This window comes from Roseovarius tibetensis (genome assembly GCF_050896375.1).
In the GTDB taxonomy this organism is placed as follows: domain Bacteria; phylum Pseudomonadota; class Alphaproteobacteria; order Rhodobacterales; family Rhodobacteraceae; genus Roseovarius; species Roseovarius tibetensis.
The window spans coordinates 79,899-104,772 of sequence record NZ_JBPBBB010000011.1 but is presented as its reverse complement, the minus strand read 5'-3'; the positions used below and the strand labels follow the sequence as shown (position 1 = coordinate 104,772).

The window sequence follows — 24,874 nt, the reverse complement described above, 5'->3', positions numbered from 1 at the left end:
GACTGTACCCGCGTCGCAGCCTGCGCTATGCCACGGCCCATGCGCCTGTTTCTCTTGACCGCCCTCACCATGATCGCGTTTGCGGCCAATTCCGTGCTCAACCGCATGGCTCTGGCCGGGGGCGGGATCGACGCCGCCAGCTTTGGCACCATCCGCCTGATCGCCGGGGCCGTCATGCTGGCCGTGATCTGCGTCATGTTGCGCGGCGGGCTGCATCTGCGCGGGTCGGGACGGTGTGCGGGCGTCGTGTCGCTGCTGGTGTACATGTACGGTTTCTCCGCCGCCTACACCGCGCTCGATGCCGGGCTGGGCGCGCTTATCCTGTTCGGCGTCGTCCAGATCACCATGTTTGCCGGGGGTCTCATGGTGCGCGAGCCTTTGCCGCCGCGCCGCTGGATCGGGGCGGCGTTGGCATTCGCGGGCCTGTCCTGGCTGCTCTGGCCGGGGGCCGGACCTCAGGTCAGCGTCCTGCACGGCCTGTCGATGGCCATGGCCGGTATCGGTTGGGGTGTCTATTCCCTGGCCGGGCGGCGCAGTACCGATGCGCTACAAGGCACCGCCGCGAATTTCATCCTCGCGGCGCCCTTGGGAGTGTTGATCGGCCTCGCCCTGCCGGCGGGCGCGGCCGGTACGGTGATCGGCCCCCAGGGCGCGGCGCTTGCCATCCTGTCGGGCGCGGTGACCTCGGGGCTTGGGTACGCGCTGTGGTATCACGTGCTGCCCGGACTTGTGTCATCTGTCGCGGCCGTGGCGCAACTTAGCGTGCCGGTGATCGCCATGGCGGGCGGGATGATCTTTCTGGGCGAAAGCCTGACCGCGCAATCCCTGCTTGCCGGCGCGCTGGTTCTGGGCGGTGTGGCAATCTCCGTGCTGCCGTTTCAGGGGCCAACCAGCCGTTCCAGCGGATCATAGCCGAACCCCCCGTCAAAGGCGATTTCCGCAAGGCTGTCGGGCTTGACCCGAAGCCCGTCCATTTCCGTCCGGTCCACCCAACGGCGCCGCGTCACGATGCCCTCGGGATCGCGCCAGCCCGCATCCAGCCTACCCGTGATCACATTGGCGCGAAAAAACACCTCGACCTGGTGAAAGCCGCGCTCGGGGGCGTGGAACTCGTTGACGAGGCACGGTGCGCCCACCTCGATCATCAGCCCGGTTTCCTCGTGCACCTCGCGCATCAGGGTTTCGGGCAGGGACGCGCCCGCATCGACCCCGCCGCCCGGCGCACACCATAGCGTCGTCTCGGCACCCGCGTAGGCATTGACCAGCAAAAGCCGCCCATCCTCGACGATCACGGCGCGGGCGGCGAGGCGTGGGCTGGGCATGACGGCTCCTGCGGGGGTGTGCTTGCGCGAACCATGCCCGCCGCACGCGGCCGCGACAACCCGCCGAATGGGGCTTGTGTTTCCCGTGCCTGCCGGTCCAGCGTGTCGCAAACGAACAAAGGGGGACATGACATGGCCGATAACACCCGCACTGGCGGACAACTTCTGGTGGACTGCCTGATGGCACTGGGGGCGCGGCACAGCTTTGGCGTGCCGGGCGAAAGCTATCTGGCGGTGCTCGATGCGCTGCACGACACGGCCGGGCGGCTTGACTTCATGCTGTGCCGACAAGAGGGCGGATCTGCGTTCATGGCCGCCGCCTATGGCAAGCTGACCGGGTCGCCGGGCATCGCCTGGGTCACACGCGGGCCGGGGGCCACCAACGCGTCGATCGGCGTGCATACCGCGATGCAGGACAGTGCGCCGATGATCCTGTTCGTGGGCCAGGTGGCCACCGGCATGAAGGGCCGCGAGGCGTTTCAGGAACTGGATTACCGCGCCGTGTTCGGCACGATGGTCAAGTGGGCGGTCGAGATCGACGATGTGGACCGCATCCCCGAGATCACCGCGCGCGCCTGGAAGACCGCGACCACCGGGCGTCCCGGCCCGGTCGTGGTGGCACTGCCCGAGGACGTGCTGAGCGCGGCGACCGTCACGGTCCCGTTGACAGGCCCCGCGCGCTATGTCGAGGCCGCGCCGTCGGCCGACGCGATAGAGACCACCCGTGCCATGCTTGCCGGGGCGCAGCGCCCCGTCATCCTTTACGGCGGGGGCAACTGGTCAGGCGCCGGGCGCGCCGCCTTGCATGCCTTTGCCGCGGGATCGGACATTCCGGTCGTGTCGGTCTTCCGCTACCAGGACAAGTTCGACAACCACGCGCCGGTTTTCTGCGGCGAGGCGGGCGTGGGCATGGTGCCGCATGTGCGCAGCCTGCTGGCCGAGGCGGACGTGATCCTTGCGATCAACGTGCGCTTTGGCGAGAATTCCACCGATGGCTACAGCGTGCTGTCGGTGCCGCAGCCTGCGCAGGATATTGTCCATGTGCATGCCTCGGATCTGGAACTGGGCAAGGTCTATCAGCCCACCCTCGGCATTCAGGCGGGGCCGAATGCCTTTGTCACCGCGCTTGATGCCGCGGGCCCCGTCACAGGGGGCTGGTCGGCATGGCGCGCCGAGGCCCGCGCGGCGTGGGAGGCGGCGTTCGATCTGCCCGACCAGCCCTCGCCGGTCGACATGGGGCGGGTGACGGCGCATCTGCGCGACGTGCTGCCCGACGACGCGATCATCACCAACGGCGCCGGCAATTTCGCGATCTGGTCCGGGCGGTTCCTGAAATACGGCCCGGACATGCGGCTGCTTGCGCCGCAATCGGGGGCCATGGGCTACGGCATCCCCGCCGCCATCGCCGCAAGACTGGTGTACCCCGAGCGCCGCGTGGTCTGTTTCGCGGGCGACGGCGATTTTCAGATGAACGGGCAGGAACTTGCCAGTGCCGCGCAGGCGGGCGCGCAACCGATCATCCTGGTGCTCAACAACGGCACCTACGGCACCATCCGCGCGCATCAGGAAAAGCACTATCCCGAGCGCGTGTCGGGCACGACGATGGTCAATCCCGATTTCGCCGCACTGGCCCGCGCCTATGGCTTTCACGGTGAACGGGTCGAGACGACCGAGGCGTTCCCCGACGCCTTCGCGCGCGCTTGCGCATCCAAGACCGGCGCCGTGCTGGATCTGGCGATCTCGCCCGAGGCGATAACGCCGCGTGTCACGCTCAGCGCCATGCGTGAGGCGGGGCTGGCACAGAAGATGAAGGCCTGAGGGGGGCCTGTCTCGGCCCGCTACGGGGTGATTGCGTGCGTTACACGGTACACGGTCGGTGGCCGCACAGCCATCGCTCGTCTGTCGGGTCCGCCATAAGGTGCAAGAGGCTGTGCCGGCGCGGACGTAAAAGGCGGTGGCCCGGCCTTGTCGGGAAGACCCTTGCGCAGGCGGATGCGCCGATCACGCCGTCGTGCCGGGCCGTCAGATCAGTGCAAAGATCCGGGCCGGGCCGCCGGTGCCGCCGCGATGCTTGGGGGCGCCAACGACCACGGTGGCCCCCGCCGCCGGCACGCGGTCCAGACCCGCCATGCACTCGATCCCGAACCGGCCCGTCGGCAGCCAGGCGTAATGCGTGGCGAAATCCGCCGACGCCCCGTGATCCAGCGACAGGGTGTCCGACGCGATGGAACGTGCGCCGGTCTCCTTGATCAGCATCTCGGCGGCCTCGACGTGAAAGCCCGGATAATGCTGCGCCTCGCCGTCGAAGCCGCGGAACGCATCCGTTCCGGTCTTGGCCCCCCATCCCGAAAACAGCGCCACGCAGGCGCCGTCGGGGATGGGGCCGTGCGCGTCCATCCACGCCCGCAGATCGTCGGGCGTGAGCCGCGTGTCGGCATCCTCGGACGCGCGCGCGGCGATATCCACGACGCACAGCGGCGCCACCAGATCCCCCAAGGGGATTTCGTCGACCGATGCACCATCGGCCGAGAAATGCAGCGGCGCATCAACATGCGTGCCGGTATGCTCGTTCACCGTCAGCGTCATCAGGTTCAGGCCGTGCGCGTCGAAGTTGAAATTCTGTTCGGTCGAGATCCCCGGCTCTCCGAAATAGGTCGGAAACGCGGCGTCATAGACGTGGGTCAGGTCCTCGACCCGGCTGTGTCCCTGCGCCATGGCGGGCGGCGCCCCCACGGGTGACAGCGCGGCGGCCGCGCCGGCCCCCGCCGCGGTGGTGAAAAAGGCCCGGCGTGACAGCATCCTGTCCTTGACCGCGTTGATGATGCAGGCGTCACACATGGGTCTCTCCTCAGGTTGGGTCCGGTCGTTCGGCTCCGGCGTCCGGGGTGCGTCAGGCCTCTCGGGCGACCGCATCACATCGCGGATGATCCTCGATCCACTATGGAGTTTACCGGTCACGCCGTGTATTGCAAGGCTGCAGGTGAACCGGGAGGTCGTGCCATGGCGGCATTGTTGCGATTGTTGATTTTCGGGCTGATCTTCCTGACTGCGGTCTATTTCGCCCTGTCATGGTATTTTCGTGCCGAACGCCGCCGCCGGATGGAGCGCGACTGGGAAGATGCCGGCCGTCCCGGCGCACGGGATGCCTATGTCAAGGCCGGTATGGAGCAGTACGAGCAATCGCTGCGCCGCAGGCTGATCTGGCTGGTCTATATCGTTCCGGTAACGGCGGTGATCGCCATCGTCTATGTCACGAATTACATGTAAAGGGGATGTCGCATGGTCTATGTCAAATGGGTGTTCTGGGGGGTGTTCTGGACGCTGCTTGCGGCGTTCCTGCATTACACGCTGCCGCATCACGATGTGGTGCGGATCACCGACACCTACGAGCGGCGGATCGAGCCGGGTGACAACGCGCTGTTCTGGTCGAATGCCGATACCGGCGACAACACGCAGGCGACGGGGCGCGACGTGTTCTTCATCCAGAGCTTTCTGAACGACGAGCAGCCGATGGTATACCGCAACGAGGATACCGGCTGGGGCTGGCCGCCCTATTTCAAGTTCGACACGTCGAACCTGCAGGCCCAGGCCTCTGACGCCAAGATGAACGCGAGCGGCGCAGAGGCGCGGTGGGTCGATGTGCTGCATTACGGCTGGCGCAACGAGTTTCTCTCGATCTATCCCAACGCTGTCTCGATCACCCCGGTCTCGGGGCCGGATGTGCGGATCATCCCCTGGTTCAACATCGTGGTGCTGACGCTGCTGGCGGTGCTGTTCTGGACGATCCGCGCCCGCTGGAAGCGGTTCTGGCGCAAGCGCGAGGAATGGGCCGAGGACGAGTGGAGCGACGGCAAAGCCTGATCCGCGGCGCTCGTGTCGGCCTAACCTGCGCGCCCGCCACGAACAGGCGTGCAGATAATCACGGGATATGTCGTCGGGTGCGAGGCTGCCGACGAGAGTTTCGAGCGCGCCCGGACATGGATCTTTCCCGATGATCGCAGGTGCGGGACCCACGTTCCCCGGCCATGTCAGAAAAAAAGAGTCAACCGGGCGCGTGCCTGCGACAAATCAGCACCGTGTTCATGTGACCACTTTTCGTTAAACCGTCCCCTCGTGAGGGAATGCACTTCTATCACTCTGAAACTGGCCGCCTGAGCGGGCTGCGTCGGTTAAAGGGCGTTGGCGGCAATGACTTTGACCAGACCGAGACGCACGACCCGAGTCGGAACACGAAAACCTGAAAGCAGGAAACGCGCATGAACATGAAATCTTACAAGACCTGGGCCCTGCTGGGGGCCGCCGGTGGTGCTGGCTTCGGCCTCTTCGCCGCTCCTTTGATCTATATCCTGATCAATCTGTCCTTCGACGGCGTCACATTCGCCGAAACCGCGCGCTTCGCCGTCGCCAACGGGGTCACGTGGGGCGTTTTGGGCCTGTTTGCCGGTGTCTTCTTTTGGGTGGTCATGACTGTGCAAAATCCGCCCGAGGAGAATTGACCCCGATCACGGGGAAACGTCCGCTATCAAAGCTCTGCGTTAAGTGTCAGCTTTCGAGAAATGGGCTAACGCCTTCATGCGTGGTCTCGGCGCTGACTGATGCGCACCGATCGGTCTTCTTCAAACGGGTCCGTCCTGTTCGCGCGCCAAGTGCCTTCGTCTGATTCAGCACGCGTGTCCGAGGCTGGACCAAGGACCGCCGTGTCCCGCGTAACCCATTCGTCAGGTAAAAAAAGCGGGCGCGAGGGGTGGTCTCACGCCCGGTATTTTTGTCACTGCGCCTGCAGCTCGCCCGAGGGGCGGGGGGTGTTGCGCGTCTCGGCGGGAAGCACCGGGTAGACCACCTCCGGCACCTCTCCGGTCAGCGATCCGAGGAAGGCGACGATCTTGTCGGTCTCGGTCTCGTTCAGTTCCGCGCCGAGTTGCGACAGGCCCATGATCTGCACCGCGACATTCAGGTTCCAGACCTTGCCGGAATGGAAATAGGGCGCGGTCTGGTCGATGTTGCGCAGGGGCGCCGCGCGGAAGACATATGAATCGTCGGCGGTCTTGGTCACCTCGAAGCGGCCGCGATCATCCTCGGGCAGCACATCCGCGCCCGGCTTTTCGATCAGGCCGAACGGGTAGTATCCGTTACCGCCAAGGTTGATCCCGTTGTGGCACGACGCACACCCCTTCTCCATGAAGAGCGCGAGCCCCTCCTTCTGCGTCTGGGTCAATGCGCCGTCATCGCCGTTCAGCCATGCGTCGAAGGGCGCGGGCGTGATCAGCGTGGCCTCGTAGGCCTCGATCGCCTTGGCAAAGTTGTCGAAGGTCACCGGGTCGTCGGTGTCGGGAAACGACGCCTCGAACCACTCGACATATTGCGGCATCGAGGTCAGCGTGGCGATGACGTTCTCGGGCGTGTTGGCCATCTCGACCCCGGCCTGCACCGGGCCCTTGGCCTGCTCGGCCAGATCCTCGGCGCGCCCGTCCCAGAACTGGGCGTCGTTGAATACCGCGTTCAGCACGGTGGGCGAGTTGCGCGGCCCGCGCTGCCAGGCATGGCCAATCGAGGTTTCCATGTTGTCGTCGCCCCCGGTCGCGAGATTGTGGCACGAATTGCACGAGAACACGCCAGAGGCCGACATGCGCGGATCGAAGAACAGCGCCTTGCCAAGGTCGATCTTGTCTTCGGTCAACACGTTGTCGTTGAGCGCGGGGATGGTCGAGGGCAGGGGTTGGAACATCTCTTGCGCCTGCTCGCGCAGGTCGGACGCGGCGGCGCTCTGACCAAGAGCCAGCACTGCGGCGGTGCAAAGAATGGTGCGTCGTGTCGAGGTCATGTGGGATCTCCTTTGGCTGTGAACCTTGCACGGGCGTGACAGGCGTCATGCGCGCGATCACGCAGGGTCTATCCGCTGCATGATCTCGCGCATTGATATATCTCAAACCATGCGCGGCCCCGCCCGCCGTCGCCTGAACGCCTGTCGCCGCCGCGCGGTGGCGATCCTGCGCCGGCCCGACTGCGCCATATCGGTCGCAATCGGGCAATTTGGTCGTGGGACGCTTGAAACTGTCGTCGCGCAGGGTCTATGGCGCGGGTGATCGCGCAGCGTCGCAACGCCAGACCCATTCGCAATTCAACCGAGGACCAAGATGCATTTGCCGAATCTCGCCCCCGTCCCCGAACTTTACGTGTCCTACGAAAGCGCCCAGAAGCTCAAGATCGAGGCGGGCGACCTGACAAGCTGGGATCTCAGCCTGAGGCAGATCTGCGATCTGGAACTCTTGATGAATGGCGGGTTCAACCCGCTCAAGGGCTTCATGACCGAGGCCGATTACAAGAGCGTGGTGCAGACGCTGCGGCTGACCGATGGCACGCTGTTTCCGATGCCGATCACCCTGGATGTCAGTCAGGCCTTTGCCGACAGTATCGAGATCGGCGAGGACATCGCGCTGCGGGACCAGGAGGGTGTGATCCTCGGGACGATGACGGTGACCGACCGGTGGATGCCCGACAAGGCGCAAGAGGCCGAACAGGTATTCGGCGCCGATGACGTGGCACACCCGGCGGTGAATTATCTGCACAACACGGCCGGTCCGGTGTACCTGGGCGGACCCGTGACCGGTATCCAGCCGCCGACGCATTACGATTTCCGGGGCCGCCGCGACACGCCCAACGAAATGCGCGCCCGCTTTCGCAAGCTTGGCTGGCGGCGCGTGGTGGCCTTCCAGACGCGCAACCCGCTGCACCGCGCGCATCAGGAACTGACATTCCGTGCGGCGAAAGAGGCGCAGGCGAACCTGCTGATCCATCCCGTCGTGGGCATGACCAAGCCGGGCGACGTGGATCATTTCACCCGCGTGCGCTGCTACGAGGCGGTGCTCGACAAGTACCCGCAATCGACCACCACGATGAGCCTGCTGAACCTCGCGATGCGCATGGCCGGCCCGCGCGAGGCAGTGTGGCACGGCATCATCCGCCGCAACCACGGCTGCACGCATTTCATCGTCGGCCGCGATCACGCCGGACCCGGCAAGAATTCGCAAGGCGAGGATTTCTACGGCCCTTATGATGCGCAGGAGCTGTTCCGCAAATACAAGGACGAGATCGGCATCGAGATGGTCGATTTCAAACACATGGTCTATGTGCAGGAACGCGCGCAATACGAGGCCGTGGACGAGATCGAGGATCGCGACGACGTCACCATCCTCAACATCTCGGGGACAGAATTGCGTCGCCGCCTGCAGGAGGGGCTGGAGATCCCCGACTGGTTCTCGTTCCCCGAGGTCGTGTCCGAGCTGCGCCGCACAAGACCGCCGCGCGCCAAGCAGGGGTTCACGGTGTTCTTCACCGGGCTGTCCGGCTCGGGCAAGTCGACAATCGCCAACGCGCTGATGGTCAAGCTGATGGAGATGGGCGGACGTCCCGTGACCCTTCTGGACGGCGACGTGGTGCGCAAGAACCTGTCATCCGAACTGGGCTTTTCCAAGGAGCATCGCGACCTCAACATCCGCCGCATCGGCTATGTCGCCAGCGAGATTTCCAAGAATGGCGGCATCGCCATCTGCGCGCCGATCGCCCCCTATGCGGCCACCCGTCGGGCGGTGCGCGAAGAGATCGAGGGCTACGGCGCCTTTGTCGAGGTGCATGTCGCCACCAGCCTCGAGGAATGCGAACGCCGCGACCGCAAGGGTCTTTACAAGCTGGCGCGCGAGGGCAAGATCAAGGAATTCACGGGCATTTCCGATCCCTATGATGTGCCCGAGGATCCCGAACTGCGCGTCGAGACCGAGAATGTCGATGTCGACAACTGCGCGCACCAGGTCATCCTGAAGCTGGAATCGATGGGCCTGATCGCGGGCTGACGCGCGGGCGCGGCGTGGGGCGGTTGATGGGGTCGTATGCCATATCGCTGACGTCGATCCCGCCGCGCTACGATCGGCTTGGCCCGGTGCTGCACAGCCTGCTGGCGCAGCGTCCGGCGCCGTGGCGCGTGATCCTGTGCCTGCCGCAGCATCCCGCACGGTTTGATCCGGCGCCGCTGCCGGCGCTGCCGGAGGGTGTCGAGATTCTGCGCCCCGCGCGCGATGACGGGCCGGCAACCAAGGCGTTACCGGCTGCCCGCGCGCTTGCGGGGCGAATCGACCGTCTGATCTATTGCGATGACGACTGGATCATGCCTCCCGACTGGGCGGCGGGCCTGTTGCGCGGCGGTGCGCCGCACGAGGCCGTCGCGGGTGCCGGGTTCGACGTTGACCGGCTCAAGCGTCGCAGCCACCGGCCGCCTGATACGACCTTGTGTGATATCGCGCAAGGCTATGCCGGGGTGTTGGTCCGTCCCGGCTGGCTCACCGGACCCGACTGCACACCCACCGTCGAAGGCTGGCCTGTGGATGATCTGTGGCTGTCGGCACAAATGGCGCGACAGGGCATTTCCATCCGCTTGTCCCACACCGCGCGGCACGGGATGCGATTGGCATTTGCGGACGAACACGCGCTGCAAGACGCCGAAATTGATGGCCGGCGGCGCCACGCCGCCAATATGGCTTGCGTGGCGCAGATCACCGCACGTTACGGCCTCTGGCCCCCGCTATGACGGTGCGGACCCCGGTCAATGGACCGTGACCGGGTCCATGTTGTTCTGCCGTGCGACCTGAAAGGCAAGGTTGCGGTTGTCCACCAGCGCGAGACGCTCGCCCTCTTCGCTGTGCACCGCGTAAAGCGTGGTCAGATCGCCGACCTGCTCTTGCAAATCTTCCGGCAGGTCCGCCACATCGACGGGTCGGACATAGACGATGGCCCGGCTGTGGGACTCGCCAAAATCGTAAAATTCCTCCATGACCTTTTACCCCTTGTTTATCTTGATTTTCTGAACCACCGGCTCTGGTTGGGCGCGGGTGAGATCCACGTGAAGCAGCCCGTTTTCCATGATTGCCTCACCGACCTCGACGCCGTCGGCCAGCACGAATGACCGTTGGAACTGCCGTGCCGCGATACCGCGATGCAGGTAGATGCGGTCGGTGCGGTCGTCAAGCTGGCGCCCGCGAATGACCAGTTGCCTGTCCTCGACGGTGATCGACAGATCGCCTTCCGCGAATCCGGCCACGGCCAGCGTGATCCGATAGGAATTCTGCGATGTCTGTTCGATATTGAAGGGCGGGTACCCCTCGTTGCCTGACTTGGCGCTGCGTTCCAGCATCCTTTCAAGCTGTTCGAACCCCAGCATGTAGGGGTGCGATCCCATGGTCAGTTTTGTCATCGACATGTCCTTATGCTAAGCGACCGTCCGTTGTGCAAGGCCCCGTAACGGCGACCCGCATCGGTAACATGGGCCTGCAACTGCCGCCGCGCAAGGGCTTTGCGAATGGCGGCGGATTGCGTATCCTAGACAATCAATCAATGGGGACGAATCGCGCGCCATGAACGCCTACAGCGATCTATCGATGAAACCCGACGACGTGCTGCGCGTGGAACTGGAAGAATTCCGGCGCGAGCACGGCGATCTCGACGCGGCGATCCGGGCCCTGCAGGACAGGCGCACGGCCGATGCGCTGACACTGCAACGGCTCAAGAAAAAGAAGCTCTGGCTGCGGGACATGATCGCACGGATCGAGGATCGTCTGTACCCGGACATCATTGCATGAGCCCACCCGATCGGTATAGGACGCCCGCCAGAACGAGGGGCGTGACATGACAGGTGTGAAAATCGGGATCATCATGGGCAGCCAGTCGGACTGGTCCACCATGCGCGAGGCGGCCAAGGTTCTCGACGAATTGGACGTGGCCTACGAGACACGCATCGTCTCGGCGCATCGCACGCCGGACCGTCTGTGGGATTATGGCAGGACCGCCGTCGAGCGCGGGCTGCAGGTCATTGTCGCAGGCGCCGGCGGCGCCGCGCATCTGCCGGGCATGATGGCGTCGAAAACGCGCCTTCCGGTGATCGGCGTCCCGGTGCAAAGCCGCGCGTTGTCCGGGCTCGACAGTCTCTATTCCATCGTTCAGATGCCGCGCGGCTTTCCCGTGGCGACGATGGCGATAGGCGCGGCCGGGGCGGCCAATGCCGGGCTGATGGCCGCGGCGATACTTGCCAATGCCGATGCGGATCTGGCGCAGCGTCTCGATGACTGGCGCACTGCGCTGTCGGCCTCGATCCCGGATGAGCCTGTCGATGACTGATCCCGTCCCGACAGGCGCGACACTGGGCATTCTGGGCGGTGGTCAGCTGGGCCGCATGCTGTCGGTCGCGGCGGCGCGGCTCGGTTTCAAGACCTGCATCTTCGATCCGGGCGGGGATTGCCCGGCGAGCCACGTGGCGAATTACCACTTCAAGGCGGCATATTCCGATCAGGACGCGCTGTACCGTTTTGCCGAGGCGGTGGATCTCATCACGTACGAGTTCGAGAATATTCCGCCCGAGGCGCTGGATGTGCTGGAACCGCTGAAGCCCGTCCGGCCCGGTCGCAAGGCCCTCCGCGTCAGCCAGGACCGGCTTACCGAAAAGGCGTTCCTGTCGGGACTCGGGCTGGCCACGGCCCCGTTCGCGGCGGTGGATGACAAGGTCGATCTGGCCGAGGCCGTGGGCGAGATCGGCCTGCCCGCGATCCTCAAGACGCGCCGCTTCGGCTATGACGGCAAGGGCCAAGTGCGGATCGAAAAGGCTGGCGCGGCCGAAAAGGCGCTGGCTGCCATGAAGGGTGCGCCGGCGATCCTTGAAGGTGTCATCGAGTTCAGCCACGAGGTATCGGTCATCGCGGCGCGCAATGCCGCCGGTGATGTGGCCTGTTTCGATCCCGGCGAGAACGTGCACGAGGGCGGCATCCTGCGTACGACGACCGTGCCCGCCCGCCTCAGCGTGGCGCAGCGGACCGATGCGGTTCTGCTGGCCGGTCAGATCCTCAACAAGCTGCGCTACGTGGGCGTCATGGGGGTCGAGCTGTTCGTGACGCCCAAGGGCCTTGTCGTGAACGAGATCGCGCCACGCGTTCACAATTCCGGCCACTGGACGCAGGCGGGCTGCGCCATCGACCAGTTCGAACAGCACGTACGCGCCGTGGCGGGCTGGCCGCTAGGGGACGGATCACGGCACAGCGACGTGGTAATGGAAAATCTCATCGGGGACGACATGGACCGGCTGCCCGACATCCTGCGCGACCCGCGCGCCGGACTGCATCTTTACGGCAAGGCCGAGATCAAGCCAGGCCGCAAGATGGGCCACGTCAACCGCGTGACGGGCCGGCCGGGGTAGCGCCGCGGCCCAAGTTACGTGTCGGCAGCTGGATGAGCCCGGAAAATTTGAAATTTTCCGGTCCGGAATTTTTCGAAAATTCCGGCGCCCGGAGCGGCCGCGCCACGCCGAATTCCCGTCTTTGCATTCTTCGCGCGCCCCGCTACGTGACATGTCATGCATCGCCTGCCCGCCCCGCTTCACCAATGGTTCACCGCCCGCGGCTGGCAGTTGCATCCGCATCAGGCGGACATGCTGGCCCATGCAGACGATCCCGCGACGCTGCTGATCGCGCCGACGGGGGGCGGCAAGACGCTGGCGGGGTTCCTGCCGACGCTCGCGGATCTGGCCGACCACGACCATGCCGGGCTGCACACGCTTTATATCTCGCCGCTCAAGGCGTTGGCGGCTGACATCCGCCGCAACCTGACCGCGCCTGTGACCGAGATGGAGCTCGATCTGCGGATCGAGGACCGCACAGGCGACACCTCGGCCCATAAAAAGCGCCGGCAGCGTGCCGACCCGCCGCATATACTGCTGACCACGCCCGAAAGCCTTGCGCTGATGATCTCCTACGAGGATGCGCCGCGCATCTTCCGGGGGCTGAAGCGCGTCGTCGTGGACGAGATCCACGCGCTGGCGGAATCGAAACGCGGCGACCAGTTGATGCTGGCGCTCTCGCGGTTGCAGGCGCTGTGCCCCGGCCTGCGCCGCGTCGGGCTGTCGGCCACGGTCGAGGACCCGCCCGCGCTCGCACGGTTCATGGGGCAGGCGGGGCAGGTGCCCACGATCCTCGACGCCGATCCCGGCCCGGAGCCGGATATCGCCATGCTCAACACTGACCAAGCCCAGCCCTGGGCCGGTGGCGGGGCTGCCTATGCGATCCCCGCGGTGCTTGACCAGGTGCGGCAGCATCGCACCACGCTGATCTTTCACAATACCCGCGCGCAGGCCGAGATCTTCTTTCACAACCTGTGGCTGGCCAACGCGGACGCGTTGCCCATCGGCATCCATCACGGCAGCCTGGATCGCGAGCAGCGCGAGCGGGTCGAGGCGGCGATGGTCGCGGGCCAGCTGCGCGCCATCGTCTGCACCGGCAGCCTTGACCTGGGGCTCGACTGGGGTGACGTGGATCTGGTGATCCAGGTCGGTGCGCCGAAGAACGTCAAGCGCCTCGTGCAACGCATCGGGCGGGCCAATCATCGCTACAACGCGCCGTCAAAGGCGCTGCTGGTCCCCGCCAACCGGTTCGAGGTGGTCGAATGTCAGGCCGCGCTGCAGGCCGTCAAGGATCGCGATCTCGACGGTGCGCCGCGTGGGGACGGCCCGCGCGACGTGCTGTGCCAGCATATCCTGATCCGCGCCTGCGCTGGGCCGTTCGCCGCAGGTGATCTTTACGCCGAGGTTGCCGCGACGGGGGCCTATGCGACGCTTACCCGTGCGCAATTCGACGCCTGCCTCGATTTCTGTGCCACCGGGGGATACGCCCTGCGCGCCTACGATCGCTGGCAACGCCTGCAACAGCGCGCCGACGGGCAGTGGCAATTGCGCGACCCGCGCGCCGCACGCCTGATCCGGATGAATATCGGCACGATCCAGGACACCGACACGCTGAAGGTGCGCATGAAGCGCGGCCGCGGCGGCACCCCACTGGGCGAGATCGAGGAAGGTTTTGCCGCGACGCTGACGCCGGGCGACACGTTCTTGATGGGCGGGCAGATCGTGCGGTTCGAATCCTTGCGCGAGATGGTCGTCGAGGTCAGCCGCGATCCCGGCCGCACGCCCAAGATCGCCACCTACATGGGCACCAAGTTCGCCAATTCCACGCAGCTTTCGGACCGGATCCTGACCATTCTCAACCAGCCTGACTGGCCCGACCTGCCGGATCACATCAGCGACTGGCTGCACCTGCAGCGCCGGATGTCGCAGATGCCGCAGGCCGGTCGGCTGCTGGTCGAAAGCTTTCCCCACGCGGGGCGCGAGCATGTCTGCGTCTACGGCTTCGCCGGGCGCAACGCGATGCAGACCCTCGGCCTGCTGGTCACCAAGCGGATGGAGGAGCAGGGGCTTGCGCCGCTTGGCTTCGTGGCCACCGATTACGCCACGCTGATCTGGGGGCTGGAGCCGCTGACCGACGCCGCCCCGCTGTTCGATCCTGACGCGCTGCGCGCGGGGCTCGACCAATGGCTGATGTCCAACGCGGTGATGAAACGCACCTTCCGCGCCTCGGCCATCATCGCCGGGCTGATCCAGCGCAATCAACCCGCCGCGCGCAAGAACGGACGGCAGGCGACGTTTTCATCCGACATCCTTTACGACACGCTGGTGAAATACGACCCGGATCACCTTCTGCTGGACATCACCCGCGCCGAGGCGATGCGCGGGCTGGTGGATTTCGGCCGAATCGAGGAGATGCTTACCCGTGTCGCGGGCCGCATCACCCTGCGCCGGTTGGCCCATGTCAGCCCGCTGGCCGCGCCGCTGTTCCTGGAGGCCGGGCGCATGCCGGTCGAAGGTGCGGCCCAAGACCGCCTGCTGGCTGAGGAAAGCGCGCGGCTGATGCAGGCCGCAGGCCTCGACGCGATCGACGCGGGCGCAGTCATGGGCGGCTGATCCCTGCGCGGCCCGGGCTTGCTGCCTGTGCCAAGACACCCCGCTAATGCCCCTTGCCAATCGTCGCGCCACGCGCCACCACCGCGGCCATGGACGGGCATGATTTCACCCTCGCCGGCGCGGCGCTCACGGCGCTGCCCTCGGGCGCGCTTTACTGGCGCGCGCAGGATCTGCTTTGCGTGTCGGACCTGCATCTCGGCAAGGCCGAACGCGGCGCGCGTCGCGGTGCGGCGCCCTTGCCGCCCTACGAGACGCGCGACACGCTGACCCGGCTCGAGGCTGATTTGCACCGCACGGGCGCCACGACCGTGATCTGCCTGGGGGACAGTTTTGACGACACTGCCGCGGCGCATGCCCTGCCGGAGACCGAGCGGCTGTGGATCGCGACGCTTCAGGCCGGGCGGCACTGGATCTGGATCGAGGGCAATCACGATCCCGGTCCGGTGGATCTGGGCGGCGATCACAGGTTCGACCTGCCCGTACCGCCACTGGTCTTCCGCCATATCGCGATGCCCGGCGCAACCGGCGAGATCTCGGGGCATTATCATCCCAAGGCGCGGTTGAACCTGCGCGGACGCCGCATTAGCCGCCCCGCCTTTTTGATCGACGCCCAAAAGGTGATCCTGCCCGCCTATGGCACCTATACCGGGGGGCTGCGCAGCGACGATACGACGCTGTCCCGCCTGATGCGTCCCGAGGCGGTGGCCGTTCTGACGGGTCCCGTCCTGCACGCTGTTCCGATGCCGCGCGACACCGTCCCGGCGCGGCGTGGCTGACGACCGGGCCACGCGACGGTGCGGGCGGGGTCACGCGCCCGTCGTCCCCCCCCGAAATCGCCGATTCCCTGACGGGGAATCTGTGCTATCATCGCCGCCACACGGCGCGGCCCGTCGCGTCACACAGCACCATTCAGGGAGGTCCCAATGACCCTTGCCGAACAGGCCGAAATCACCCTATCGCAGGAACCCGCGCACCTTGAACGCGCGGATCTGCGCGCCGCCCTCGCCGCCGGATGGACGGATTTCAAGGCTATGCCGATCTACGGGCTGTTCTTCGCCGCCTTCTACATGCTGGGCGGGTTGGCGCTTTATTTCGGGATGATCGCCAACGGACAGGTGGTCTGGTTCATCGCCATCGCTGCCGGTTTCCCGCTTTTCGCGCCCTTCGCGGCCCTCGGCATCTACGAGGTCAGCCGCCGCCGCGAGGCCGGACTCGATGTGGGATGGGCCAGCGTGCTCACCGCGCTCAAGGGGCGGGGGAACGGCCAGCTGGCGCTGATGGCCGTTACCGTGCTGATCATCTTCGGTTTCTGGGTGATCATCGCGCGCGGCATGTTCGCGATCTTCTTTTCGCAGGGACGCATCGCCGAAGAGACGCTTGGCATGCTGCTGACCTTCAACGGAATCACGATGATGGTGGTCGGCACCATCGTCGGGCTGCTGATCGCGTTGGCGCTGTTCACGATCACGGTCATCAGCCTGCCGATGCTGCTGGATCGTGACGTGGATTTCGTCACCGCGATGATCACCAGCACCGAGGTCGTGCGCATCAACCGCGAGGTCATGCTGCAATGGGCGGCCTTCATCGCCGTCGTGCTGTTCCTGTCGATGATCCCGATCTTTGTCGGGCTGCTGATTGCCTTGCCGGTTCTGGGGCACGCGACATGGCACCTGTATCGCCGGGCGCTGCCGCCACGGGGCTGATCCCGCGCGTCTTGTGTGCGGTTGGGACGCAGCGTCGGCGTCCCGGTCCACATCCTGTCGCGCCGTCAGTCTCGGGCGAGCCGCGCCGCGCGCCCGCCCCGGCGCTTTTTCAGCAATACCGCGCGGTCGGGCAGGGCGGCCATGATGGTGCGCCGCTCGCCCGGGGTCATCTGTGACCAGCGCGTGATCTCGTCGATCGACCGCAGGCAGCCCGTGCAGATCCTCTCCTCGGGATGGACGACGCACACCTTGATGCAGGGGCTTTCCACCTCGTTGCGCGCCCATGGCGTTTCATCCGTCATGCTCTGCCCTCATATGCCGGATACGGTCCAGCACCCCTTGCAGGATATAACTTGCCGCGACGCTGTCGATCACCTCGGCGCGACGCTTTCGTGACGCATCCGCCTCCAGCAGTGCGCGCTCTGCCGCGACGGTCGACAGGCGCTCGTCCCAGAAGCCGATGGGCAGGTCGGTCAGCCGTGCAAGATTGCGGGCAAAGGCGCGGGTGGACTGACATCTTGGCCCCTCGCTGCCATCCATGTTGCGCGGCAGGCCCAACACCAGCCCGCCCACCTCGCGCGCCGTGGCGATCTGCAGCAGGCGCGCGGCATCCTGGGTGAACTTGCGCCGCTTGATCGTCTCATGCGGGCTGGCCACCGACCACAGCCGGTCCGACAGCGCCACGCCGATTGTCTTGGTCCCCAGGTCGAGGCCCATGACCGCCCGTGCCCGCGGCAGCGCCCCGACAAGATCGCTGATGTCGTCGCAGATCACTCGGCCACGCCGGCATTCTCGGCCGCTGCGCGCACCGTCGCCAGACCTTCGGGATTTTCGGCAAACACCGATTGCGCCTCGGCCCAGATCCGGCGTGCCTGTGCCGACTCGCCCAGAACGCCATAGGCGTTGATCAGCCGCGCCCAGTCCGCGGCGGTGCCGCCTTCGGTCGCCAACCGGTCCGACAGCCGGGCGACCATGCCGCGGATCATGTCTTGCCGAGCTTCGGGGTCCATGTCCTCGGCGGCCTCGACATCCCCGGCCGAGGGGCCGGGGGCACCGGGCGCGGCACGACGTGGCGGCAATTCGTAGCGCACCCCGGCGCGGGCCGCCAGATCCTCGATCCCCGACCGGATGGGGTCCACCCAGGGCGCGTCGGGCGTGCTTTCCTCCAGCAGATCGCGCCACAGGCGAAAGGCCGCATCGGGCCGGTCGACCTGCGCCATGTAAAGCCCGAGATAGAAGCGCGCCGTGGGCAGCCGCCCTTCGCGGTCAAGGGCCTCGCGCAAGGCCGTCTCGGCATCGGCCGAGACATACCCGCCGGTGGCGTTGATCATCAGCTCGGCCAACGTGGCGTAATCGGTTGCCGTCGCTTCCTCGCCCTTGGCCTCGATCAGTTGTCCTTGCGCCCGGCGCGCGGCCGACATGTTGCCAAGCGCGGCCTCGCTGCGCACCAGGAACCGCAGCCCGCGCCGGTCATCCGGCCGCTTCGCCACGGTCTGCCGCAGCCGTTCGACCAGCGCCATGTACTCTTCATCCGTGCCGTCCGGCAGATCGGGCTGCTGCGGTGCGAACCGCGCCTCGGCGGCGTCCTGATCCAGCCGCTCCGCGCGCGCGGTGTCGGAATTGGCCAGCCGCGTGGCCATCGGCAAGTCGCGATATCCCGGCGCCCCGATCCAGCTGTAAAGCGCGACCCCACCACCCGCGATCAGTGCCACGATCACCCCCGCGGCCACGACACCAAGGGCACGCGGCTGTCCACCGCTGTCGCCGCCCTGCTGCAATTGCGCATCGGCCGCAAGGATCTTGCGCGAGACCTCGGCGCGCAGCCGCTCGGCATCCTCGGGGCCGATCACGCCGCGGGTCGCGTCGCGCTCGATCTCGCGCAACTGGTCGCGATAGACCCGCAGGTCATAGGCGGCGGGCGGCGCGTCGCCCACGCGTCCGCGCAACACTGTCAGCGCCAGAACGGCCGCGACCCCGATCGACAGAGCTGCCACGATGATCCAGAACGTCATGATGTCTCCCCATCCACGTTTGCTGTGTAACCGCCCCGGCGCGTGGAAAAAAGAGGCATCTGCGCCGGGATCCGCGCGGAGTGCGCGCCGCGATGTCGCAATGTCGCGATTGGGACGCAAATCGCCGCGCCGGGTAATCTCTTGCCGGGCCAGCCGTCGCATGACGACCACAGGGATCTGCCATCCGCGAATCCACCCCGATGAGAGCGCGCGCATGAAACACTACTCCGCCTTTGCCATCGCCCGAGAGGCCCTGCGCCACCACATGGGGTGGCCGCGCGCCTGGTCCTCGCCCGAGCCGAAGAAGAAATACGACGTCATCATTATCGGCGCAGGGGGTCACGGGCTGGCCACCGCCTATTACCTCGGCAAGAATTTCGGCATCACCAATGTCGCGATTCTCGAAAAGGGCTGGCTGGGCGGCGGCAATACCGGGCGCAACACCACGATCATCCGCTCGAACTACCTGCAGGACCCCTCGGCGGCGATCTACGAAAAATCGCGCAGCCTCTACGAGACGCTGAGCCAGGACCTCAACTACAACATCATGTATTCCCCGCGCGGCGTCATCATGCTGGCCCAGACCGAGTCCGAGGTGCGCGGCTATACCCGCACCGCCCACGCCAACGCCCTGCAGGGCGTGCAGACGGAATTCATCTCGCCGCAGCGCGTCAAGGAGATCGTGCCGATCATCAACCTCGACGGGCCGCGCTACCCGGTCCTCGGCGGGTTGTGGCAGGCGCGCGCGGGTACCGCGCGCCACGATGCGGTGGCCTGGGGCTATGCGCGGGCCTGCTCGGACATGGGCATGCACATCATCCAGAAATGCGAGGTGACGGGCATCACCCGCGACGGGGGCAAGGTCACCGGGGTCACGACCAATCGCGGCGACATCGCCTGCGACAAGCTGGGCATCGTCGTGGCGGGCCATTCGGGGCACCTGGCCGAGATGGCCGGCTTCCGCCTGCCGATCGAGTCCGTCGCTCTTCAGGCGCTGGTCAGCGAGCCTATCAAGCCCTGCATGGACAGCGTGGTGATGGCCAACACCGTGCACGGCTACATGTCGCAATCCGACAAGGGCGAGATGGTGATCGGCGGCGGCACCGACGGCTACAACAACTACACGCAAAGGGGCTCTTTCCACCACATCGAGGAGACCGTCCGCGCACTGGTGGAAACCTTCCCGATGGTCGCCCGGCTCAAGATGCTGCGCCAATGGGGCGGCATCGTGGACATGACCGGCGACCGCTCGCCGATCCTGTCGAAAACCCCGGTCGATGGCGTGTTCATCAATTGCGGCTGGGGCACCGGCGGATTCAAGGCGATCCCCGGCTCCGGCTGGGGCTTTGCCGAGCTGATGGCCAAGGGCCACTCGCCGCTCTGCGACCAGTTCGGCCTCGACCGCTTCTATCAGGGCCGCTTCATCGACGAGTCCGTCGCCGCGGGGGTGGCGCATTGATGAAGTGGCGTCAGAAGCTGAGGCAACATGTTCTCACGCGAGAGGAAGTGATAGTAAACCGAACGCAAGGTGGAAAAGAGCTACGTGCTTTCACCGGGAGACGTATCTGGCGACCGATCCCTTGGGTCGCGTACAAGCATCCGTTGGTTGCGTTGATCGTGGTAGGGTCGCTAGGCTTGTCGTGTTTTGCCATCGTCGCGAAATGGCCGGAACTCTTTCAGAGAGTGGGTGCAGTCACGCTAGTTGCGGGCTTTTTCTTTCAGTTTGTCGCAGCAAATCGGTTTAAGTCCGTTACTGAGAAAGAGTTTTTCGATCTCTTTCTCAGGGTGATGGATTCCCGCGCGCAGGAAATCGCTGCGCAAGAGATATATGACAAACAGACAAGAACTCAGAGGACTGCTGATCTTGGGCAATCAGAAGATATGAACCGCGCGTTCGCCAATATTTCACAGGCCCACAGACCACACAGATTTCTGGAAGGCTTTCTTGTGGTTCTTGGAACTTTCCAGGTAACTGCAGGCGATTGGTTCCTTTGCTCATGGTACGCTAGGGAGTTAACAACATGCTGATCCTAACCTGCCCCTGCTGCGGCGTCACCGCCGAGGAGTCCGAGTTTCACCAGGGCGGCGAGGCGCATCTCGTGCGCTCCGGCCCCGACGCCTCGGATGACGACCTGCACGCCTACCTCTTTGCCAAGGAAAACCCCAGGGGCCCCCATTTCGAACGCTGGCGCCATGTCTATGGCTGCGGCAAGTGGTTCCATGCGGCCCGCGATACCCTGACGCTCGAGGTTTACGGCACCTATCCGGCCCAGACCCTTGAGCCGCCGCAGCACATCCGCGACGCCGTCAGCGCCAAGCGCCCCGGCTGGACATGGCGGGGCTTCGCATGATGCTTCATCTTTCCATAAATACTCAACCGCCACGCCCGCCACGGGTAAAGGGGTTTCGGACATGAGCACACGCCTCGCCACTTCCGGCCGCCGTCTGGACCGCAGCCGCGTTCTGGAATTCACCTTCAACGGCAAGCGCTTCAAGGGCCATCCGGGGGACACGCTCGCCTCGGCGCTGCTGGCGTCCGGCCAGACCCTGGTCGGCCGGTCGTTCAAGTACCACCGCCCGCGCGGCATCGTGGCCTCCGGCGCCGAGGAACCCAACGCGCTGGTGCATCTGGGGCAGGGCGCGCGGATGGAACCCAATCAGCGCGTCACCACGACAGAGCTTTTCGACGGCCTTACCTGCACGTCGCAGAACCACTGGCCCAGCCTCGACTATGACATCGGCGCGGTGAACAGCTATCTCGGGCGTTTCCTGCCCGCGGGCTTCTACTACAAGATGTTCATCCACCCGCGCCCCTTCTGGAAACATGTCTACGAGCCGTTCATCCGCCGCTCGGCCGGTCTCGGACAGGCGCCAAATGCCGGCGATCCAGATCGGTACGAGCATTTCTACCACTTCTGCGACGTGGCCGTGATCGGCGGCGGCGTGGCCGGGCTGCAATCGGCGCTGGCGGCGGGCGCGGCCGGTGCGCGCGTCCTGCTGATGGAACAGACCGCGCATTGGGGCGGCCGCAGCCCCGTGGATGGTGGCGAGATCGACGGCCAGCCCGTGGCGGACTGGGTCGAGGCCACCCTCGACCGCTTGCGCGCCATGCCCAACGTCACCCTGCGCACCCGCTGCATGGGGGCCGGCGTCTACGATCACGGCTACCTGCTGGGCTATGAGCGGGTCAGCGATCATGCCCCCGGCAGCGACGGGCCCCGTCACCGCCTCTGGCGCATCCGCGCGGGCCGGATCGTCACCGCGACCGGAGCGATCGAGCGCCCGCTCAGCTTTGCCGGCAACGACATTCCGGGTGTGATGCTGGCCTCGGCGGTGCGCGATTACGCGGTCGATTACGGCGTCTCCGTGGGCGACCGCACGGTGGTCGTGACCAACAACGATGATGCCTACCGCACGGCCCTCACGCTGAAAAAGCTGGGCCTCGACATCCCCGCGATCCTCGACGCGCGGCAGCAGGGCGGCGGCGCACTGGCAGACGAGGCGCGGTCCCTTGGCATCCGCGTAGAGAACGGCAAGGGCATCGCCAAGGTGAAGGGCGGCAAGCGCGTCACCGGCGTCGGCATCTGCGCGCAGGCCGGCGAGGGCGCGGTGCTGGAAGAGATCGCCTGCGACGCGGTCGCCATGTCGGGTGGCTGGTCGCCAGTGGTGCATCTGTGGTCGCATTGCGGCGGCAAGCTGATCTGGGACGACGCCCGGGCGCATTTCCGCCCAGACCCCGACAACCCGCCGCGCGGGGCCGACGGCGCGGGTGTCGTGATCGCTTCGGGTGCGGCCAACGGCGCCGCCGATCTCGCGGGTGTTCTGGCTGACGCGCATGCCGCCGGGCAGGGGGCCGCGCAGGCCACCGGGCACACCCCGACCGGCGACGCGCCCACGGCCAGCCAGTCGACCGAGGCCCCGATGCAGCCTGTCTGGCTCATGCCGCAGGGCGCGGGGATCGAGCTTCGGTCCAAGGCCTGGCTCGACTATCAGAACGACGTGAAGGTCGCCGATGTCCAGCTTGCCGCGCGCGAGGGCTACGAAAGCGTCGAACATGCCAAGCGCTACACCACGCTCGGAATGGCGACCGATCAGGGCAAGCTGAGCAACATCAACGGTCTGGCGATCCTGTCGGACGCGTTGGGTCAGCCCATCCCGCAGACCGGCACCACGACCTTCCGCCCGCCCTACACGCCGATCTCGCTGTCGGCGATCGCGGGCGAGGCGACGGGCGAGAATTTCCAGCCGATCCGCAAGACGCCGATCCACGCATGGCACGAGGCGAACGGCGCGGATTTCGAACCCGTCGGCCACTGGCGCCGCCCCTATTGCTTCCCGAAGGGAGAGGAGCCGCGCCGCGAGGCCGTCAACCGCGAGATCCGCCAGACCCGGGCCAGCCTCGCGCTGATCGACGCCTCGACCCTTGGCAAGATCATCGTCAAGGGGCCGGATGCGGGGCGCTTCATGGACATGCTGTACACCAACATGATGTCGACCCTGAAACCCGGTCGTTGTCGCTACGGCCTGATGTGTTCCGAGAACGGCTTTCTGATGGATGACGGTGTGGTCGCCCGCCTCGACGATCAGACCTTCCTGTGCCACACCACCACAGGCGGGGCCGAGCGTGTGCATGCGCATATGGAAGACTGGCTGCAATGCGACTGGTGGGACTGGCAGGTCTACACCGCCAACGTGACCGAGCAATATGCGCAGGTGGGCGTCGCCGGGCCGAACGCCCGCAAGGTTCTGGAAAAGCTCACCGATGACGATATCGGCGCCGATGCGCTCACCTTCATGGGCTGGATGGAAATCACCGTCGCCGGCATCCCTGCTCGCGTGTTCCGCATTTCCTTCGCCGGCGAGCTGTCGTTCGAACTGGCCGTCCCCGCCAGCCATGGCCGCGCCTTGTGGGACGCGCTGATGGAGGCCGGTGCGGAGTACGATGTGATGCCCTACGGCACCGAGGCGATGCATGTCATGCGCGCCGAAAAGGGGTTCATCATGATTGGCGACGAGACCGACGGCACCGTGATCCCGCAGGATCTTGGGCTCGACTGGGCCATCTCGAAGAAGAAGGACGACTATCTGGGCAAGCGCGCGCAGGCCCGCAGTCACATGACTGATCCCGATCGCTGGAAACTGGTGGGGCTGGAAACGCTTGACGGCGAGGTGCTGCCCGACGGGGCCTATGCCACGGCGCCGGGCCATAACGCCAACGGCCAGCGCAACACGCAAGGCCGCGTCACCTCGACCTACCATTCGCCTACGCTGGGGCGCGGCATCGCCATGGGGCTGGTGCATCACGGCCCCGACCGCATGGGCGAGGTGCTGGAATTTCCGCGCGTCGATGGCGGCATCGTCAAGGCGCGCATCGTCGATGCCGTCTTCTTCGACAAGGAAGGGAAGAAACTGAATGCCTGAACCCGTGACCGCCCTTCAGGGCGCCCGCTACGAGGGGCTGGCGACGATCAGCGATGCCGGCCCGACAGGGATGATCACCCTGCGCGGCGATCTGGCCTCGGACGCGGTGCGCGACGCCGTGGACCGGGGCTTGGGCGTGGCTGTTCCCGGTCAACGCGAGGCGCTCATCGGCGACGGCACTGCGGCGCTGTGGATGGCGCCGGATGAATTGCTGCTGGTCTGCGCCTATGCATCGGTGTCCGACAGGATGGCCACGATAGAGAATGCGCTTGCCGGGCATCACTTTATCGCCGTCGATGTCTCGGACGCGCGCGCCCATATCCGGGTCGAAGGGTCCGGCGCGCGTGAATCCCTTGCCAAGCTTTGCCCGGTGGACCTGTCCCCTGACGTCTTCACCCCCGGCATGATCCGTCGCACACGCATGGCCCAGATCGCGGCGGCGTTCTGGCTGGACATGGACGGAACCTTTCATGTCATCTGCTTCCGCTCGGTCTCGGACTACGCCTTCAACATCCTGAAAACCGCCGCAAAACCGGGCGGCGAGGTTGGTGTCTACGGCTGATCGCGTGGCCCGGATACGGGCATGCGCCGTCC

26 protein-coding genes are annotated in these 24,874 nt (G+C 65.9%); 18 read left to right on the top strand and 8 right to left on the bottom strand.

The window, feature by feature from the left end:
* The first annotated feature begins 39 nt into the window (after nucleotides 1-39).
* Entirely contained in the window at nucleotides 40-912 is an 873-nt protein-coding gene (locus ACROSR_RS09835; RefSeq protein WP_432684512.1) for a DMT family transporter, read from the top strand.
* Here ACROSR_RS09835 and ACROSR_RS09830 read toward each other — a convergent pair.
* Nucleotides 879-1,322 carry an NUDIX domain-containing protein gene (locus ACROSR_RS09830; protein ID WP_432684511.1) on the bottom strand — a complete coding sequence of 148 codons (444 nt, stop codon included), beginning with the start codon at nucleotides 1,320-1,322 and terminating at the stop codon, nucleotides 879-881. The genes ACROSR_RS09835 and ACROSR_RS09830 overlap by 34 nt on opposite strands.
* A gap of 132 nt (nucleotides 1,323-1,454) precedes the next feature.
* On the opposite strand from ACROSR_RS09830, the gene ACROSR_RS09825 reads away from it, so the two are divergent.
* Nucleotides 1,455-3,140: a thiamine pyrophosphate-dependent enzyme gene (locus tag ACROSR_RS09825; protein WP_432684510.1), complete on the top strand. Its 1,686-nt coding sequence runs from the start codon at nucleotides 1,455-1,457 to the stop codon at nucleotides 3,138-3,140.
* A gap of 204 nt (nucleotides 3,141-3,344) precedes the next feature.
* On the opposite strand, the gene ACROSR_RS09820 is transcribed toward ACROSR_RS09825, so the two are convergent.
* Entirely contained in the window at nucleotides 3,345-4,160 is an 816-nt protein-coding gene (locus tag ACROSR_RS09820) for a cyclase family protein (protein WP_432684508.1), read from the bottom strand.
* Between the two features lie 162 nt (nucleotides 4,161-4,322).
* Here ACROSR_RS09820 and ACROSR_RS09815 point away from each other — a divergent pair, with 162 nt between their 5' ends.
* From ACROSR_RS09815 to ACROSR_RS09805, 3 genes are all read left to right on the top strand, one after another.
* Nucleotides 4,323-4,589: a hypothetical protein gene (locus ACROSR_RS09815; RefSeq protein WP_432684507.1), complete on the top strand. Its 267-nt coding sequence runs from the start codon at nucleotides 4,323-4,325 to the stop codon at nucleotides 4,587-4,589.
* Nucleotides 4,590-4,601: 12 nt separating this feature from the next.
* Nucleotides 4,602-5,183: a DUF1523 family protein gene (locus ACROSR_RS09810; protein ID WP_432684505.1), complete on the top strand. Its 582-nt coding sequence runs from the start codon at nucleotides 4,602-4,604 to the stop codon at nucleotides 5,181-5,183.
* Between the two features lie 395 nt (nucleotides 5,184-5,578).
* Nucleotides 5,579-5,818 carry a hypothetical protein gene (locus ACROSR_RS09805; protein WP_432684503.1) on the top strand — a complete coding sequence of 80 codons (240 nt, stop codon included), beginning with the start codon at nucleotides 5,579-5,581 and terminating at the stop codon, nucleotides 5,816-5,818.
* Nucleotides 5,819-6,090: 272 nt separating this feature from the next.
* On the opposite strand, the gene ACROSR_RS09800 is transcribed toward ACROSR_RS09805, so the two are convergent.
* Nucleotides 6,091-7,143 (bottom strand): cytochrome-c peroxidase, encoded by a 1,053-nt coding sequence (locus ACROSR_RS09800; protein ID WP_432684501.1) that lies wholly within the window; start codon nucleotides 7,141-7,143, stop codon nucleotides 6,091-6,093.
* A gap of 313 nt (nucleotides 7,144-7,456) precedes the next feature.
* Here ACROSR_RS09800 and ACROSR_RS09795 point away from each other — a divergent pair, with 313 nt between their 5' ends.
* Together ACROSR_RS09795 and ACROSR_RS09790 are read left to right on the top strand one after the other, a co-directional pair.
* Nucleotides 7,457-9,169, top strand: a complete 1,713-nt coding sequence (locus tag ACROSR_RS09795) for a bifunctional sulfate adenylyltransferase/adenylylsulfate kinase (RefSeq protein WP_432684499.1) — start codon at nucleotides 7,457-7,459, stop codon at nucleotides 9,167-9,169.
* A 26-nt stretch (nucleotides 9,170-9,195) separates the two neighbouring features.
* Complete coding sequence (locus ACROSR_RS09790; protein WP_432684497.1) at nucleotides 9,196-9,900, top strand: hypothetical protein; 705 nt, start codon at nucleotides 9,196-9,198, stop codon at nucleotides 9,898-9,900.
* A 15-nt stretch (nucleotides 9,901-9,915) separates the two neighbouring features.
* Here the strand turns inward: ACROSR_RS09790 and ACROSR_RS09785 are convergent, their stop codons facing one another.
* Together ACROSR_RS09785 and ACROSR_RS09780 are read right to left on the bottom strand one after the other, a co-directional pair.
* Entirely contained in the window at nucleotides 9,916-10,143 is a 228-nt protein-coding gene (locus ACROSR_RS09785) for a DUF1150 family protein (protein ID WP_432684495.1), read from the bottom strand.
* Between the two features lie 6 nt (nucleotides 10,144-10,149).
* Nucleotides 10,150-10,563: an Hsp20 family protein gene (locus ACROSR_RS09780; protein WP_432684493.1), complete on the bottom strand. Its 414-nt coding sequence runs from the start codon at nucleotides 10,561-10,563 to the stop codon at nucleotides 10,150-10,152.
* Nucleotides 10,564-10,723: 160 nt separating this feature from the next.
* Between ACROSR_RS09780 and ACROSR_RS09775 the strand changes: the two genes are divergently transcribed.
* The 6 genes from ACROSR_RS09775 (at nucleotide 10,724) to ACROSR_RS09750 (ending at nucleotide 16,847) form a co-directional block, all read left to right on the top strand.
* Entirely contained in the window at nucleotides 10,724-10,948 is a 225-nt protein-coding gene (locus ACROSR_RS09775) for a YdcH family protein (protein ID WP_432684491.1), read from the top strand.
* Between the two features lie 46 nt (nucleotides 10,949-10,994).
* Nucleotides 10,995-11,483 carry a 5-(carboxyamino)imidazole ribonucleotide mutase gene (purE, locus tag ACROSR_RS09770; protein WP_432684489.1) on the top strand — a complete coding sequence of 163 codons (489 nt, stop codon included), beginning with the start codon at nucleotides 10,995-10,997 and terminating at the stop codon, nucleotides 11,481-11,483.
* Nucleotides 11,476-12,552 (top strand): 5-(carboxyamino)imidazole ribonucleotide synthase, encoded by a 1,077-nt coding sequence (locus ACROSR_RS09765; protein WP_432684487.1) that lies wholly within the window; start codon nucleotides 11,476-11,478, stop codon nucleotides 12,550-12,552. Before purE ends, ACROSR_RS09765 begins: the two co-directional genes overlap by 8 nt.
* Nucleotides 12,553-12,708: 156 nt before the next feature.
* A complete protein-coding gene (locus ACROSR_RS09760) occupies nucleotides 12,709-15,144 on the top strand; it encodes a ligase-associated DNA damage response DEXH box helicase (protein ID WP_432684485.1) in 2,436 nt (811 codons plus the stop codon).
* A gap of 89 nt (nucleotides 15,145-15,233) precedes the next feature.
* Nucleotides 15,234-15,920 (top strand): ligase-associated DNA damage response endonuclease PdeM, encoded by a 687-nt coding sequence (pdeM, locus tag ACROSR_RS09755; protein WP_432684538.1) that lies wholly within the window; start codon nucleotides 15,234-15,236, stop codon nucleotides 15,918-15,920.
* Nucleotides 15,921-16,067: 147 nt separating this feature from the next.
* Nucleotides 16,068-16,847: a DUF2189 domain-containing protein gene (locus ACROSR_RS09750; protein ID WP_432684483.1), complete on the top strand. Its 780-nt coding sequence runs from the start codon at nucleotides 16,068-16,070 to the stop codon at nucleotides 16,845-16,847.
* Between the two features lie 65 nt (nucleotides 16,848-16,912).
* Here ACROSR_RS09750 and ACROSR_RS09745 read toward each other — a convergent pair whose 3' ends face one another.
* From ACROSR_RS09745 to ccmI, 3 genes are read right to left on the bottom strand one after another with little or no spacing between them, the layout of a single operon-like run.
* A complete protein-coding gene (locus tag ACROSR_RS09745) occupies nucleotides 16,913-17,149 on the bottom strand; it encodes a DUF1289 domain-containing protein (protein ID WP_432684481.1) in 237 nt (78 codons plus the stop codon).
* On the bottom strand, nucleotides 17,139-17,564 hold the full coding sequence (gene ruvX / locus ACROSR_RS09740) for a Holliday junction resolvase RuvX (RefSeq protein WP_432684536.1): 426 nt from the start codon (nucleotides 17,562-17,564) through the stop codon (nucleotides 17,139-17,141). Before ruvX ends, ACROSR_RS09745 begins: the two co-directional genes overlap by 11 nt.
* A gap of 53 nt (nucleotides 17,565-17,617) precedes the next feature.
* On the bottom strand, nucleotides 17,618-18,859 hold the full coding sequence (gene ccmI, locus ACROSR_RS09735) for a c-type cytochrome biogenesis protein CcmI (RefSeq protein WP_432684479.1): 1,242 nt from the start codon (nucleotides 18,857-18,859) through the stop codon (nucleotides 17,618-17,620).
* 214 nt (nucleotides 18,860-19,073) lie between these two features.
* On the opposite strand from ccmI, the gene ACROSR_RS09730 reads away from it, so the two are divergent.
* The 5 genes from ACROSR_RS09730 (at nucleotide 19,074) to ACROSR_RS09710 (ending at nucleotide 24,842) form a co-directional block, all read left to right on the top strand.
* Complete coding sequence (locus tag ACROSR_RS09730; protein ID WP_432684477.1) at nucleotides 19,074-20,318, top strand: sarcosine oxidase subunit beta family protein; 1,245 nt, start codon at nucleotides 19,074-19,076, stop codon at nucleotides 20,316-20,318.
* On the top strand, nucleotides 20,318-20,887 hold the full coding sequence (locus ACROSR_RS09725; protein ID WP_432684475.1) for a hypothetical protein: 570 nt from the start codon (nucleotides 20,318-20,320) through the stop codon (nucleotides 20,885-20,887). Before ACROSR_RS09730 ends, ACROSR_RS09725 begins: the two co-directional genes overlap by 1 nt.
* Complete coding sequence (locus ACROSR_RS09720; protein ID WP_432684473.1) at nucleotides 20,881-21,210, top strand: sarcosine oxidase subunit delta; 330 nt, start codon at nucleotides 20,881-20,883, stop codon at nucleotides 21,208-21,210. The genes ACROSR_RS09725 and ACROSR_RS09720 overlap by 7 nt, the downstream gene beginning before the upstream one ends.
* Nucleotides 21,211-21,271: 61 nt before the next feature.
* Nucleotides 21,272-24,280: a sarcosine oxidase subunit alpha family protein gene (locus ACROSR_RS09715; RefSeq protein ID WP_432684471.1), complete on the top strand. Its 3,009-nt coding sequence runs from the start codon at nucleotides 21,272-21,274 to the stop codon at nucleotides 24,278-24,280.
* On the top strand, nucleotides 24,273-24,842 hold the full coding sequence (locus ACROSR_RS09710; RefSeq protein ID WP_432684469.1) for a sarcosine oxidase subunit gamma: 570 nt from the start codon (nucleotides 24,273-24,275) through the stop codon (nucleotides 24,840-24,842). The genes ACROSR_RS09715 and ACROSR_RS09710 overlap by 8 nt, the downstream gene beginning before the upstream one ends.
* The last annotated feature ends 32 nt before the right edge of the window (nucleotides 24,843-24,874 follow it).

Bases quoted from the DNA above. Each gene is read 5' to 3' on its own strand.
- ACROSR_RS09805 (WP_432684503.1), top strand. From the start codon at position 5,579: ATGAACATGAAATCTTACAAGACCTGGGCCCTGCTGGGGGCCGCCGGT.
- ACROSR_RS09800 (WP_432684501.1), bottom strand. From the start codon at position 7,143: ATGACCTCGACACGACGCACCATTCTTTGCACCGCCGCAGTGCTGGCT.
- ACROSR_RS09780 (WP_432684493.1), bottom strand. From the start codon at position 10,563: ATGACAAAACTGACCATGGGATCGCACCCCTACATGCTGGGGTTCGAA.
- ACROSR_RS09790 (WP_432684497.1), top strand. From the start codon at position 9,196: ATGGGGTCGTATGCCATATCGCTGACGTCGATCCCGCCGCGCTACGAT.
- ACROSR_RS09830 (WP_432684511.1), bottom strand. From the start codon at position 1,322: ATGCCCAGCCCACGCCTCGCCGCCCGCGCCGTGATCGTCGAGGATGGG.
- ACROSR_RS09810 (WP_432684505.1), top strand. From the start codon at position 4,602: ATGGTCTATGTCAAATGGGTGTTCTGGGGGGTGTTCTGGACGCTGCTT.
- ACROSR_RS09730 (WP_432684477.1), top strand. From the start codon at position 19,074: ATGAAACACTACTCCGCCTTTGCCATCGCCCGAGAGGCCCTGCGCCAC.
- ACROSR_RS09785 (WP_432684495.1), bottom strand. From the start codon at position 10,143: ATGGAGGAATTTTACGATTTTGGCGAGTCCCACAGCCGGGCCATCGTC.
- purE (WP_432684489.1), top strand. From the start codon at position 10,995: ATGACAGGTGTGAAAATCGGGATCATCATGGGCAGCCAGTCGGACTGG.
- ACROSR_RS09715 (WP_432684471.1), top strand. From the start codon at position 21,272: ATGAGCACACGCCTCGCCACTTCCGGCCGCCGTCTGGACCGCAGCCGC.
- ACROSR_RS09710 (WP_432684469.1), top strand. From the start codon at position 24,273: ATGCCTGAACCCGTGACCGCCCTTCAGGGCGCCCGCTACGAGGGGCTG.
- ACROSR_RS09745 (WP_432684481.1), bottom strand. From the start codon at position 17,149: ATGACGGATGAAACGCCATGGGCGCGCAACGAGGTGGAAAGCCCCTGC.
- pdeM (WP_432684538.1), top strand. From the start codon at position 15,234: ATGGACGGGCATGATTTCACCCTCGCCGGCGCGGCGCTCACGGCGCTG.
- ACROSR_RS09760 (WP_432684485.1), top strand. From the start codon at position 12,709: ATGCATCGCCTGCCCGCCCCGCTTCACCAATGGTTCACCGCCCGCGGC.
- ACROSR_RS09820 (WP_432684508.1), bottom strand. From the start codon at position 4,160: ATGTGTGACGCCTGCATCATCAACGCGGTCAAGGACAGGATGCTGTCA.
- ACROSR_RS09795 (WP_432684499.1), top strand. From the start codon at position 7,457: ATGCATTTGCCGAATCTCGCCCCCGTCCCCGAACTTTACGTGTCCTAC.
- ACROSR_RS09750 (WP_432684483.1), top strand. From the start codon at position 16,068: ATGACCCTTGCCGAACAGGCCGAAATCACCCTATCGCAGGAACCCGCG.
- ACROSR_RS09725 (WP_432684475.1), top strand. From the start codon at position 20,318: ATGAAGTGGCGTCAGAAGCTGAGGCAACATGTTCTCACGCGAGAGGAA.
- ACROSR_RS09775 (WP_432684491.1), top strand. From the start codon at position 10,724: ATGAACGCCTACAGCGATCTATCGATGAAACCCGACGACGTGCTGCGC.
- ACROSR_RS09815 (WP_432684507.1), top strand. From the start codon at position 4,323: ATGGCGGCATTGTTGCGATTGTTGATTTTCGGGCTGATCTTCCTGACT.
- ACROSR_RS09765 (WP_432684487.1), top strand. From the start codon at position 11,476: ATGACTGATCCCGTCCCGACAGGCGCGACACTGGGCATTCTGGGCGGT.
- ACROSR_RS09720 (WP_432684473.1), top strand. From the start codon at position 20,881: ATGCTGATCCTAACCTGCCCCTGCTGCGGCGTCACCGCCGAGGAGTCC.
- ruvX (WP_432684536.1), bottom strand. From the start codon at position 17,564: ATGGGCCTCGACCTGGGGACCAAGACAATCGGCGTGGCGCTGTCGGAC.
- ACROSR_RS09825 (WP_432684510.1), top strand. From the start codon at position 1,455: ATGGCCGATAACACCCGCACTGGCGGACAACTTCTGGTGGACTGCCTG.
- ccmI (WP_432684479.1), bottom strand. From the start codon at position 18,859: ATGACGTTCTGGATCATCGTGGCAGCTCTGTCGATCGGGGTCGCGGCC.
- ACROSR_RS09835 (WP_432684512.1), top strand. From the start codon at position 40: ATGCGCCTGTTTCTCTTGACCGCCCTCACCATGATCGCGTTTGCGGCC.